The organism is Nocardioides sp. JCM 18999, from assembly GCF_055391175.1.
Genome location: NZ_AP043887.1, coordinates 1,458,330 through 1,470,966, shown reverse-complemented (window position 1 = coordinate 1,470,966; position 12,637 = coordinate 1,458,330). Strand labels below are relative to the sequence as shown.

10 protein-coding genes are annotated in these 12,637 nt (G+C 70.9%); 6 read left to right on the top strand and 4 right to left on the bottom strand.

Annotated features, from left to right (window positions below):
• Nucleotides 1-2: 2 nt before the first annotated feature.
• Nucleotides 3-341: an ArsR/SmtB family transcription factor gene (locus ACZ5J1_RS07120; protein WP_464563846.1), complete on the top strand. Its 339-nt coding sequence runs from the start codon at nucleotides 3-5 to the stop codon at nucleotides 339-341.
• Nucleotides 338-832 (top strand): SRPBCC family protein, encoded by a 495-nt coding sequence (locus ACZ5J1_RS07115; protein ID WP_464563845.1) that lies wholly within the window; start codon nucleotides 338-340, stop codon nucleotides 830-832. Before ACZ5J1_RS07120 ends, ACZ5J1_RS07115 begins: the two co-directional genes overlap by 4 nt.
• A gap of 1 nt (nucleotide 833) precedes the next feature.
• On the opposite strand, the gene ACZ5J1_RS07110 is transcribed toward ACZ5J1_RS07115, so the two are convergent.
• A complete protein-coding gene (locus ACZ5J1_RS07110; RefSeq protein ID WP_464563843.1) occupies nucleotides 834-1,406 on the bottom strand; it encodes a DNA-3-methyladenine glycosylase I in 573 nt (190 codons plus the stop codon).
• Nucleotides 1,407-1,467: 61 nt separating this feature from the next.
• Here ACZ5J1_RS07110 and ACZ5J1_RS07105 point away from each other — a divergent pair, with 61 nt between their 5' ends.
• Complete coding sequence (locus ACZ5J1_RS07105; protein WP_464563841.1) at nucleotides 1,468-3,567, top strand: CocE/NonD family hydrolase; 2,100 nt, start codon at nucleotides 1,468-1,470, stop codon at nucleotides 3,565-3,567.
• Nucleotides 3,568-3,577: 10 nt separating this feature from the next.
• Here ACZ5J1_RS07105 and ACZ5J1_RS07100 read toward each other — a convergent pair whose 3' ends face one another.
• Nucleotides 3,578-4,456: an LLM class F420-dependent oxidoreductase gene (locus tag ACZ5J1_RS07100; protein ID WP_464563839.1), complete on the bottom strand. Its 879-nt coding sequence runs from the start codon at nucleotides 4,454-4,456 to the stop codon at nucleotides 3,578-3,580.
• 57 nt (nucleotides 4,457-4,513) lie between these two features.
• Between ACZ5J1_RS07100 and ACZ5J1_RS07095 the strand changes: the two genes are divergently transcribed.
• Nucleotides 4,514-5,188: a peptidylprolyl isomerase gene (locus ACZ5J1_RS07095; protein WP_464563837.1), complete on the top strand. Its 675-nt coding sequence runs from the start codon at nucleotides 4,514-4,516 to the stop codon at nucleotides 5,186-5,188.
• On the opposite strand, the gene ACZ5J1_RS07090 is transcribed toward ACZ5J1_RS07095, so the two are convergent.
• Nucleotides 5,181-5,624, bottom strand: a complete 444-nt coding sequence (locus ACZ5J1_RS07090) for an OsmC family protein (protein ID WP_464563835.1) — start codon at nucleotides 5,622-5,624, stop codon at nucleotides 5,181-5,183. The genes ACZ5J1_RS07095 and ACZ5J1_RS07090 overlap by 8 nt on opposite strands.
• Before the next feature lie 22 nt (nucleotides 5,625-5,646).
• Here ACZ5J1_RS07090 and pepN point away from each other — a divergent pair, with 22 nt between their 5' ends.
• Nucleotides 5,647-8,118, top strand: coding sequence for an aminopeptidase N (gene pepN, locus ACZ5J1_RS07085; RefSeq protein WP_464563834.1), 2,472 nt, complete (start codon nucleotides 5,647-5,649; stop codon nucleotides 8,116-8,118).
• A gap of 78 nt (nucleotides 8,119-8,196) precedes the next feature.
• Nucleotides 8,197-9,666, top strand: coding sequence for a DNA recombination protein RmuC (locus ACZ5J1_RS07080; protein WP_464563833.1), 1,470 nt, complete (start codon nucleotides 8,197-8,199; stop codon nucleotides 9,664-9,666).
• A gap of 26 nt (nucleotides 9,667-9,692) precedes the next feature.
• Here the strand turns inward: ACZ5J1_RS07080 and gcvP are convergent, their stop codons facing one another.
• Nucleotides 9,693-12,584 (bottom strand): aminomethyl-transferring glycine dehydrogenase, encoded by a 2,892-nt coding sequence (gene gcvP, locus ACZ5J1_RS07075; protein ID WP_464563832.1) that lies wholly within the window; start codon nucleotides 12,582-12,584, stop codon nucleotides 9,693-9,695.
• Nucleotides 12,585-12,637: the final 53 nt, after the last annotated feature.

Sequence of the window (12,637 nt, the reverse complement as noted above, 5' to 3'; positions counted from 1 at the left end):
CGATGGTTGTAGATCAGCACGATGTCACGGACCGGATCTTCGGCGCCCTCGCCGATGCGACCCGGCGTGACATCCTCACGCGCACGACCCAGGGACCTGAATCGGTCTCAGGGCTGGCGCAGCACTACGCGATGAGCTTCGCTGCGGTCCAGAAGCACGTAGCGGTCCTGGAGCGCGCCACCTTGGTGACCAAGGAGCGGCACGGTCGCGAGCAGCTGGTGCGGGCGAACCTGCCCACCCTGCGCGCCGCGGCCACCCTGCTGGAGAACTACCAGCAGCTCTGGGAGCACCGTCTCGACGCCATCGCGGACATCCTCGACGAGGAAGGAACTGCGACATGACCGTCGTCAGCTCTCACCGTGACCCCGATGCACTCACCTTCTCCATCACGTCCGAATTCCCTGCCACTCCCGAGCGGATCTGGCAGATCTGGGCCGACTCGGCGCAGCTCGCCCGCTGGTGGGGTCCGCCGACCTGGCCGGCGACGTTCAGCCGGCACGACTTCGTCGTCGGCGGGACCAGCCACTACTTCATGACCGGGCCCGACGGGGACCAGGCGCACGGCGGCTGGGAGATCACCGCCCTCGAACCGCCGCACCGGCTGCAGTTCGTCGACGCCTTCGCCGACGCCGACGGCACCTTCCTCGACGACCCCGCGCCGATGCGCATCGACGTCGCGATCGACGAGGGCGGCCCGGGCACCCGCATGACGATCACGAGCACCTTCTCCAGCCTGGAGCACTTGGAGCAGGTCGCCGAGATGGGCATGGAGGAAGGCATGACCCAGGCGCTCGGCCAGGTCGACGAGCTCCTCGCACTCGGCGTCGGCTGACTCAGTCCAGCTGCGCCACGCGGTCGCGGATGATGCAGCCCTCTTCGTGGTCGTTGACCAGGCCCATCGCCTGCATGAACGCGTACGACGTCGTGGGGCCGACGAACCGCCAGCCGCGCTTGCGCAGGTCCTTCGACATCCGCTCCGACTCGGGTGAGGTCGCCCGCCAGATCGGGGGCGCCGGCTCGGGCCGGTAGGACCAGACGTACGCCGACAGCGACCCCTCCGCCTCGATCAGCTCCAACGCACGTCCGGCGTTGTTGATCGTCGCCTCGATCTTGCCGCGGTGCCGAATGATGCCGGCGTCGCCCAGGAGCCGCTCCACGTCGCCCTGGTCGAAGTCGGCGACCGTGGCGAGGTCGAAACCGGCGAAGGCCGCTCGGAAGTTCTCCCGCTTGCGCAGGATCGTCAGCCACGACAGCCCCGACTGGAACCCCTCCAGGCAGAGCTTCTCGAACAGCCGGGTGTCGTCGTGGACCGGGAAACCCCACTCGGTGTCGTGGTACGGCACGTAGTCCTCGGTCGACACGCCCCATCCGCATCGCAGCTCGCCATCAGGCCCCGGTCCCAGCATGCGGCGAGTCTAGGCAGTCCGCGCCGACATAACCCGAGGTTCTCCACAGCGTTGAACCGATGTGAAACGCGTTCTCGCCTTCGTCCTGGGTCTCGTGCTCGCCGGCTCCGTCGCCCTCCTGGCCGAGCCGGACCCGGCGGCCCGAGCGGCGACCGCGTCGGCGACCCCGGGTGGTTGGAGCGCTCGGGGCGAGCAGTACCCGAGCACGAAGCTGACCTCGGACCTCCCCGTGACGATGTCGGACGGCACGGTGCTGCGCGGTGACCTGATGGTGCCGGCCAGGGCCGACGGCACCGCCGTTCCCGGCCGCTGGCCGGTGATCGTCACGATCACGGCGTACAACAAGCTGGCCACGACCGGGAGCAGCTACCTGGTGAAGCGCGGCTACGCGACCCTCGTCGTCGACGCCCGGGGCACCGGTTCCTCCGAGGGCACCTGGTGCGCCTTCTGCGACCGGGAGAACAAGGACGGCGGCGAGATCCTCACCTGGGCCGCGCAGCAGCCCTGGAGCAACGGCTCGACCGGCATGTCCGGGGCGTCCTACCTCGGCATCGCGCAGATCTTCGCCGCCGCAGCGCAGCCGAAGGGTCTCAAGGCGATCTTCCCGATCATCCCCGCCGGCGACGTCTACCGCGACGTGGTCGCCAGCGGCGGGGCGGTCGACACCGGCTTCATGCCGCTGTGGCTCGGGATCGTGACCGCGACCGGGATCATCCCGCCGCAGGTCACCGCAACCGACCCCCGCTCGGGTCTCACCGCCCTGGCACAGCACCTGAGCGCGATCGGCACCTTCACCGGTCCCGTCCTGGCCCAGGCGCTGGCCGGTGCCGAGACGGCGTACGACGGCGACTTCTACCGCCAGCGCTCCCCCATCAACGTGATCGACCGGGTGAAGGTGCCCACGTTCCTCGTCACCGGTGAGTACGACCTGTTCCAGCGCGGCACCCCGATGCTCTTCGAGCGTCTGCAGAAGCGCGGCGTACCGGTGCACCTGGTCGACGGCCCGTGGACCCACATCGAGGCCGCCGGTGCCGCCGGCATCGAGAAGGCGGGGCTGGGCACCATCGACGAGCTCCAGCTGCGCTGGTTCGACCGGTACGTCAAGGGCATCGCCGACGCCGGCCTGGACCGCTCCGCGCCGATCTCCTACTACGAGCAGGGCACCGGCGCCTGGCGGACCGCGCAACGCTGGGTCGACCCCACCGACACCCGCGCCACCTCCCTGCCCCTCGCTGGCAGTGCCGGACCCGGTACGGCGGGCACGCTCGGCGTCGCGCCCCGGAGTGCCCAGACGAGCACCGTGCTGCCGATCCCGGTCGCCGGGCTGTGCTCGCGTTCCACCAGCCAGTGGACCGCCGGCCTGGCCGGTGCCACCCAGGTCTTCAACAGCACCTGCTTCGACTCGAACCAGGCGAACTCCCAGACCGGGGTCACCTTCGACACCGCTCCCCTGACCAAGGGGATGCCGATCTTCGGGCCGATCAACGCCCACCTCAACGTCTCCTCCAGCACCGGCGAGGGTCTGCTCTCCCTCGCGCTGGTCGACGTCGGACCGGACGGCTCGGAGTCGCGCCTCACCGGCGGGTGGCAGGTGATCTCGCACCGGGCGCTCGACCGGCCGAGGACGCGCTTCCTCGACGGCCAGGTCCTGCAGCCGTACCACCCGTTCACCCAGGCCGCCCAGGTGAGCGCGGCGCCCGGCGAGGTGGTGCCGGTCGAGGTGGAGATCTTCCCGACCGGTGCGAACATCCGCCCCGGCCACCGCTTGCGGCTGACGGTGCAGGCCGCCGACGTGCCGCACCTGACCCCGACGTTGCCCGAGATCGCCGCCGTCGCGTCGGTGCTGACGATCCACTCCTCACCGACCGCGCCGTCGTTCCTCACCCTGCCGACCCGCGACCGGCCGCGTGCCGGCACCCGGGTCCGACTGAGCCGGACGGCACGTCAGCTCGCCGTCGTCGTCGCCGGCGCCCACCAGGGCACGGTGCGGATCAGGCTCGACGGCCGAACGGTCGGACACCGGACGCTCACCGACGGCCGGGCACGGTTCCGGCTGCCGAAGGCACGCCCCGGTCGTCACGTGATCCAGGTGGACTACCTGGGTGGCGCGACCACCCAGCCGTCGACGGCGCGAGCGGTCTGGCGGCGGTCCGCTCCCTGAGTCCCGCGGCTCAGATCTGCTTGAGCCGCGGCAGCACGTTCTCGACGAACGACTCGGTCCAGGCCAGCGGGTCGCCGTTCTTCTGCGGCGAGACCGTCACCAGGCTGACGCCGAGCTTGGCGTACTCCTCCATCGAGGCCAGGAACTGATCGGGCTGCTCGACCGGGTCGAACGAGCCCCCGCCACCGACGGTCTTCCGGATCTCGTCGTAGTCGCGGCCGACGGCATCGCAGTGACCGCGGAGCACCTCGAGCTTGTGCGCGATCTCGTCGATCCCCTCGCGGGTGAAGAGGTGGCAGGCGTCGGCGTACTGCGCGACCAGGCGCAGGGTCTTCCGCTCTCCCCCGCCCCCGATCATGATCGGCATCCGGCCGCGCGGCGGCTGCGGGAGGTTGATCGTCTCGGTGAGCTGGAAGTGCCGACCCGCGTACGCGCCGTCGTCGTCGGACCACATCTGGTTGACGATCTGGAGCGCCTCCTCGAGCCGCTCGAACCGCTCGGCCAGGGGCGGGAAGGGGACGCCGAGGCCCGCGTGCTCCCGGTCGTACCAGGCAGCCCCGATACCCAGCCAGGCTCGGCCCCGGGAGAGCACGTCGACCGTGGTCGCGATCTTGGCGAGCAGACCCGGGTGCCGATACGTGACGCCGGTGACGAGCAGGCCGAGGTCGACGTTCGTGGTGATACCGGCGAGGTAGCCGAGCGTCGCGTACCCCTCGAGCATCGGCTCGAACGGACCACCGACCGGCTCCATCTGGAAGTAGTGGTCCATCACCGTCAGCAGCGAGACCCCGCCCTCGTCGGCGGCACGGGCGGTGTCCGTGAGCCGATCCGTCAGGTTCGTCTCCCAATCGGGATGGGTGAACGTGAAGTAGTGGATTCCTGCGTCCATACCGCCACCCTAGAACCGGACAGCAACTCCGGATAGCCCCTCCCCTAGGCTCATCTCGTGATCTCGCGCCTGTGCACCGTGACCGCCCTCCTCCTCGCGCTCGGCGGGCTCAGCGCCTGCGGCAGCGACGACTCGACAGCTGCCGACGCCAGCCCCAGCGCACCGTCGGGCACCTGCAGCTACCCGGCCGACGGATCAGAGGCGTCGGTCAAGGCGCCGCCCGCCGAGCCGACCAAGACCGGTGAGGTGCCGGCCACCCTCGCGATGACGAGCGGCGACGTCGCGATGACGCTGCACGCCGACGTCGCGCCGTGCACGGTGAACTCGTTCGTCTCCCTGGCGGAGCAGGGGTACTTCGACAACACGGCGTGCCACCGGCTGACCACCGGCGGCATCTTCGTGCTCCAGTGCGGCGACCCGACCGGCACCGGAAGCGGCGGGCCGGGCTACGCCTTCGACGACGAGCTCGACGGTGCCACCGCGACGAACGGCACCTACCCGGCCGGCACCGTGGCCATGGCCAACGCCGGACCCGGCACCAACGGCTCGCAGTTCTTCCTCGTCTACGAGGACAGCCCGCTCCCGCCGGCGTACGCCGTCTTCGGCACGATGTCGGCCGAGGGCCTCGCTGTCGTCAAGAAGATCGCGGCCGAGGGTTCAGACAACGCCAACGGCGACGGTGACGGCCACCCCAACGCCGAGGCGACCATCACCGGCGTCACGATCAGCTGAGGTCGCCCTCCTCGTAGATCACCGGGGTCTCCAGGGCAACGGTGCGACCGACGGTGCACAGCCGGTCCTGACTCATCTGGATCGCCGAGGCGAGCACGGCGCGGGCGGCATCGCCCGCCTCACCGGCCGGGAACGTGACGTCGAAGGTCACCCGGACCTGGTCGAGGTGGTTGCCGGACTCGTCGCGCAGCTTCGTGCCCTCGGCGGTGGCGGCGAACGTCTCGAACGGCGCCCGCTTGCCGGTGATGAAGTCGACGTCGAGCGCGCTGCACCCGACGACCGCGGCCAGCAGCAGCTCCACCGGGGTGAAGTCCGGGTCGTCGCCGTGACCCATGCTGATCACGCCACCACGGTCGTTGGTGGCCTTGAACCGGTGCTCACCCTGCTTGGTGAGTTCCACACGGCGCGGCGACGGGACTGGCTTCTGCTCGCTCATGGCTCAACATTAGGGTCGAGCCATGGTCGATCTCATGCCGAGCCTCAGCTTGACCCGCGACGAAGCGGTAGCCCGCAAGGAGCTGCTGGGGCTCCAGGCCTACGACGTCTCCCTCGATCTCGCCCGGGACGAGGCCACCTTCGGCTCCCAGGCCACGATCCGGTTCACCAGCGGCGACGGCACCACGTTCCTCAACCTGCGCCCCGTCACGCTGCACCGGATCCGCCTCGACGGCGCCGACCTGGACGTCGACCGTCTCGAGAACAGCCGGTTCCCGTTGACGCTGACGGCCGGAGAGCACCTCCTCGAGGTGGACGCCACGATGCCGTTCCGCAACGACGGTGAGGGGCTGCACCGCTCGGTCGATCCCACCGACGGGAAGCCCTACGTCTACGGCATGTCCTTCATGGACGCGGCGCCGACGATCTTCGCCTGCTTCGACCAGCCCGACCTCAAGGCGCCGTACACCTTCCAGGTGACCGCTCCCACCGACTGGGTCGTGCGCGCCAACGCCGCGGGAACCCAGGACGCCCCCGGACACTGGGTGTTCGAGCCGAGCCAGCCGCTGTCGACGTACTTCGTCACCCTGGTCGCCGGGCCGTACCACGTGATCGAGACCGAGCACGACGGGATCGCCCTCGGGCTGCTCGCTCGCGCCAGCCTCGCCACCCAGCTCGAGGAGCAGGCCGAGGAGATCTTCACGATCACGAAGCAGTCCTTCGACGAGCAGCACCGGCTCTTCGGGATCCGCTACGCGTTCGGCAAGTACGACCAGTGCTTCGTGCCGGAGTTCAACGCCGGCGCGATGGAGAACCCCGGCTGCGTCACGTTCCGCGACGGCCTGATCTTCACCTCGCGGGCCACCCGCGGCGCCCGGATCCAGCGGGCCACCACGATCGCCCACGAGCTGGCCCACCAGTGGTTCGGCAACCTGGTCACGCCGGCGTGGTGGGACGACCTCTGGCTCAACGAGTCCTTCGCGGAGTACGTGGGCAACCGGGTGACGGCCGACGTCACGCAGTACGACGACACGTGGACCGACATGGCCTACGCCCGGCGCCAGTGGGGCCTGATCGCGGACCAGTCCCCCACCACCCACCCGGTGGCCGGCAACGGGGCGGCCGACGCGCTCGGTGCCCTGCAGGACTTCGACGGGATCTCCTACTCGAAGGGGTCGGCGCTGCTCAAGCAGCTGGCCCGGACGATGGGCGACGAGGTCTTCTTCGCCGGCGTGAGGGCCCACTTCGAGGCCCACCGGTTCGACAACGCCACGCTCGCGGACCTGCTCGGCGCCTGGAAGGACGCCGGGGCCAGCGACCTGGACGGCTTCGCCGACGAGTGGCTCGTCACCCCCGGCGTCGACCGGCTGCACTGGGACCGCGACGCCGACCGCCTCGTCCGCACTCCCCCCGCGACCGCCTCGGTCGACGCGACCCCGGGGCGGACCCACCGCTTCCGGACCGCGGTCGCTCGCGACGGCGCCTGGAGCCTCGACGAGGTCACGGTCGACCCGAGCATCGACGCCGGCGGGACGCCGTACGCCGTGGAGGCCGACGCCGTGCTCCTCGACCCGCTGGAGGACACCTGGGCGGTGGCGGTTCCCGATCCCGCCACGGTCGAGGCGCTGGTCACCCTGCTGCCCCGGATCACCGACCGCCGGCTGACCGCCGGGGTATGGAACACCCTGCGCAGCGGGTTCTACAACGCCGCGGTCGACCCGGCCCGGATCATCGACATCGCCGTCGCGGCGCTCCCCCTCGACGACGCCGAGGACACCCCGCGTCGCACCTCGGGCTGGCTCAGTCGCCAGGTGATCCCGCTGGCGCCGGCCGGATCGGCCGACCGGCTGCACGCCGCGGCGCTCACGGCCGTCGGGGTCGAGGAGACCGGCTCCGAGCGTCAGCTGGCCGCCTTCCGCACCCAGATCGGCACCGCCAGCGACGCGGCCGAGCTCCGCGGCCTGCTCGAGACGGCCCCCGACGGCATCGTGGTCGACCGCGCCCTGCGGTGGCGCATCCTCACCCGGCTCGCCAGCCTGGGCCGGATCGACCGGGACGAGCTGGCCGCCGCCTTCGAGGCGGACCCTGCCGTCGACGCCAAGGTCGCCCTGACCGCGGCGTTGTGCTCACTGCCCGACGAGCAGGCCAAGGCGCACGCGTGGTCGATCTTCCTGGGCGAGACCGAGGCGTCGAACTACGAGATCACCGCGGCCGGCGGCGGCCTGTGGCAGGGCGGCCAGGAGGAGCTCACCGCTCGGTACGTCGACGCCTACTTCGACTCCATCGCCGGCACCGCCCGGGTCCGCAGCGGATGGGTGCTCGGGGATGCCGCCGCGGCCTTCTTCCCGACCGGCTCCGTCGCCCCGCGCACCTTGGAGCGTGCCCGGGCGACGATCGCCGATCCTGAGCTGGCCGGCCCGCTCCGGCGGCGGTTGAGCGACCTGACCGACGAGCTGCGACGCCTGCTCGCCGTCCAGGAACGCTTCGGTTCCTGACCCGTTCACCCCGGGTGAGCACTGGGGTCCCGGCGTGGGTCCCCGGTTCTGTCGGTAGGCGCTGCGAGACTTCGGCCCATGGGAGCGGAGTTGTTGGTGTTCATTGCCCTCGTGGTCGGTCTGGCCGCAGGTGCAGCAGTCGGAGCGATCGCTGGATCGGCACGGACGGCGGCCACGTGGAGCCGTCGTGTCGACGAGGCGAGCGCGACGGCCTCGACCGAGTTCGACCAGCGGTTCCAGATCCTCCAGGCGCGCCTCCAGTCCGAGGCCGCCGCGTCGACCCAGGCGGAGGTCGCTCAGGCCGAGGCGATGATGGCGGCCCGACAGGACGCCACGGTCGCCCAGCTGCTGCAGCACGAGAGCGAGATCCGTTCCACCACCGAGGCGGAGCTCGCCGCGGCTCAGGCGGCCCTGATCGGCATGCAGGAGACCGTCAGCGAGCTGCGCCAGCAGTACCGCGAGCTGTTGGAGGCCCAGCGGGTCACCGCGGCCGAGCGGGAGCGCACCGAGGCCGGCCAGGCCCAGGTGCTCAAGACCATCGCGCCGGTCGCGGAGCAGCTCGAGCAGATGCAGAAGCGCGTCCACCAGATGGAGGCCCAGCGCGCGGAGCAGCACGGCGAGCTCGCCCAGCAGATCCGGCAGACCCAGACCAGCGTTGAGGAGTCGCGCCGCGCCGCCGACAGCCTGGCCGGCGCCCTGAAGAACAACGCGGTCCGCGGCGTCTGGGGCGAGACCCAGCTGCGCACGCTGGTCGAGTCCGCAGGCCTGCTCCCCCGGGTGGACTTCTCGGTGCAGCACACGATGGAGGCCGAGTCGGGCGCCCGCCGTCCCGACATGGTGATCAACCTCGCGGGCGGGAAGCAGATGGCGATCGACGCCAAGGTCCCGTTCAGCTCCTTCCTCGAGTCCCAGCGTGAAGGGATCGAGGCCGGTGAACGACTCAGCCTGCTGCAGGACCACGCGCGCAAGGTGCGCGGTCACGTCGACGTGCTCAGCCAGAAGGGCTACTGGACCGGCCTCGACGCCAGCCCGGAGTTCACGGTGGCGTTCATCCCCAACGACCAGATCCTCGCCCTGGCGCTGGAGACCGACCCCTCGTTGATGGAGTACGCGTTCCGCAGCGGCGTGATCCTGGCGACCCCGACGAACCTGTGGGGCCTGCTCAAGACCGTGGCCTACACCTGGAAGCAGGAGGTCCTCACCGAGGACGCCAAGGTGCTCTTCGACCTCGGCAACCAGCTCTACGACCGGATCGCCACCATGGTGACGAAGATCGAGAAGATGCGCCGCTCGCTCGAGACGACGGTCAAGGACTACAACGGGTTCGTCAGCACGCTGGAGACCCGGGTCCTCGTCTCGGCGCGCAAGATCCACAACCTCGACGAGTCCCTGGTGCTCGGCTCCCCCGCCCAGATCGACACCACCCCGAAGCCGCTCACGGCCAGTGACTTCGACGCGCTCGCCGACGTCGAGCGGCCCGAGATCCCCGAAGGCGCCGACCGGATCACCCTCGAGGCCGTCCGGCTGGACGACTCCGAGGCGATCTGATCGACGCCTCCGGTCGCTGCTGAGTCCTACTCGGCGAAGGCCTCCACCGGCGGGCAGGCGCACACCAGGTTGCGGTCGCCGTAGGCGTTGTCGATCCGCGCGACCGGCGCCCAGTACTTGTCGGGGTCGATGCCGGTCGGGAAGACGGCCTCGGTCCGCGAGTAGGCCCGGTCCCAGTCGCCGACGAGTGCACGGGTCGTGTGGGGTGCACCGCGCAGCACGGAGTTCTCCGGGGTCCACTCCCCTGAGGCGACCCGGTCGATCTCGCCCCGGATCGCGATCATGGCGTCGATGAACCGGTCGAGCTCGGCCAGGTCCTCGGACTCGGTGGGCTCGACCATCAGCGTGCCGGCGACCGGGAACGACATCGTCGGGGCGTGGAAGCCGTAGTCGATGAGTCGCTTCGCGACGTCGTCGACCGTGACTCCCGTGGCCTGGGTGAGGGGACGCAGGTCCAGGATGCACTCGTGCGCGACCAGTCCCGAGTCGCCGCGGTAGAGCACCGGGAAGGCCTCACCCAGTCGAGCCGCGATGTAGTTCGCCGACAGCACCGCCGTCGCGGTGGCCCGGGTCAGTCCCTCGGCCCCCATCAGCCGGACGTAGGCCCACGAGATCGGCAGGATGCCGGCGGAGCCGTGCGGCGCCGCCGAGATCGGACCGATCCCGTCGCGACGCTCGACCTCCGGGTGCAACGGGTGCGTGGGCAGGTACGGCGCGAGGTGCTCGCGCACCGCCACCGGACCGACACCCGGGCCACCGCCGCCGTGCGGGATGCAGAAGGTCTTGTGCAGGTTGAGGTGCGAGACGTCGCCCCCGAACTGCCCGGGCTTGGCGTAGCCCAGCAGCGCGTTGAAGTTGGCGCCGTCGATGTAGACCTGGCCACCGTGGGAGTGCACGATCTCGCAGAGCTCGGTGATCCCCTCCTCGTAGACCCCGTGGGTCGACGGGTAGGTGACCATGATCGCCGCGAGGTCGTCGCTGTGCAGGTCGCACTGGGCGCGCAGGTCGTCGAGGTCGACCGTGCCGTCCTCGTGCGACTTGACCACGACCGCGCGCATCCCGGCCATGATCGCCGAGGCGGCGTTGGTGCCGTGCGCCGAGGAGGGCAGCAGGCAGACGTCGCGTTGACCCTCGCCGTTGGCCAGGTGGTAGCCACGGATGGCGAGCAGCCCGGCCAGCTCGCCCTGGGATCCGGCGTTGGGCTGGATGGAGACGCGGTCGTAGCCGGTCACCTCGGCCAGCCACCCCTCGAGCTCGGCGACCAGGACGGCGTAGCCGGAGGCGTCCTCGGCCGGGACGAAGGGGTGCAGGTCGGCGAAGCCCGGAAGGCTGATCGGCTCCATCTCGGTGGTGGCGTTCAGCTTCATCGTGCACGAACCCAGCGGGATCATGCCGCGGTCGAGCGCGTAGTCACGCCCCGAGAGCTGGCGCAGGTAGCGCAGCATCTGGGTCTCGGAGCGGTGCGCGCCGAAGACCTCGTGGGTGAGGAACGGCGTCCGGCGCACCAGGGCGTCCGGGATCGCCGACGCGGTGGTCCGGTCGAGCTCGTCGACGAGACCCTCGACGTCGGTGCCAGCCGGCACCGCACCGAACGCGGTGAGGACGCCGACGACCGTGGCCCGAGAGGTGACCTCGGAGGTCGAGAGCGCGACGGTGTCGGCGTCGACCAGACGGAGGTGGAACCCGGCGGTGCGGGCAGCCTCGACCACAGCCGCAGCCCCGCCCGGCACCGCGACGGTGATCGTGTCGAAGAACGACTCCGAGACCAGCGCGAGGCCGGCGCGACGCAGGCCCGCGGCGACCACGGCGGCGTAGCGGTGGGTGCGCCGCGCGATGTCGGTCAGGCCCTCGGGACCGTGGTAGACCGCGTACATCGCGGCACCGACGGCCAGGAGCACCTGGGCGGTGCAGATGTTGGAGGTCGCCTTCTCCCGGCGGATGTGCTGCTCCCGGGTCTGCAGCGCGAGCCGGTAGGCGGGCCGGCCCTCGGCGTCGATCGACACCCCGACCAGGCGTCCGGGCAGGTGCCGCTCCAGACCCTGGTGCACGGCCATGAACCCGGCGTGCGGGCCACCGTAGAAGAGCGGGATGCCGAACCGCTGGGCCGATCCGACGACGACGTCGGCACCGAGCTCGCCCGGCGACTCCAGCACCGTGAGGGCCAGCAGGTCGGCGGCGACGACCGCGAGGGCACCGCGCTCGTGGATCCGGGCGACCAGCGCACCGAGGTCGGGCAGCGACCCGTCCGCGGCGGGGTACTGGACGAGCACACCGGCGATCGAGCCCTCGGGGAGCTCGTCGGCGAGGTCGGCGACGATGACGTCGATCCGCATCGCCTCGGCACGGGTGCGCACGACCTCGATGGTCTGCGGCAGCGCGCGGGCATCGACCACGAAGGACCCGTTGCCGTTGGCCTTGTTGGCGCGGCGGACCAGGGTCATCGCCTCGGCGGCGGCCGTTCCCTCGTCGAGCAGCGAGGAGTTCGAGACCGGCAGACCGGTGAGGTCCCCGATCATCGTCTGGAAGTTGATCAGGGCCTCGAGGCGGCCCTGGGAGATCTCGGGCTGGTACGGCGTGTAGGCGGTGTACCAGGCCGGGTCCTCGAGCACGTTGCGCCGGATGACGGGCGGCGTGATGGTGGCGTGGTAACCCAGGCCGATCAGCGACTCCGCCGGGTTGTTGCGTCCAGCCAGCTCACGGGCCAGGGCGCTGACCGCCTGCTCGCTCATTGCGGGCGGCAGGTCGAGCTGCTCGTGGCTGCGGATGCCGGCCGGGACAGCGGCGGCCATCAGCTCGTCGAGCGAGCCGAAGCCGAGTCGCGCGAGCATGGTCTGCTCGGCCTCGGTGGTGACACCGATGTGGCGACGTACGAACGGGGACGCGGCGTCGAGCTCGGCGAGCGTGGGCGAGTCGGTCACTCAGACCTCCAGGGGCGTAGGGGTGATCACCCTCCCCCTCTGTCGCCCCGACG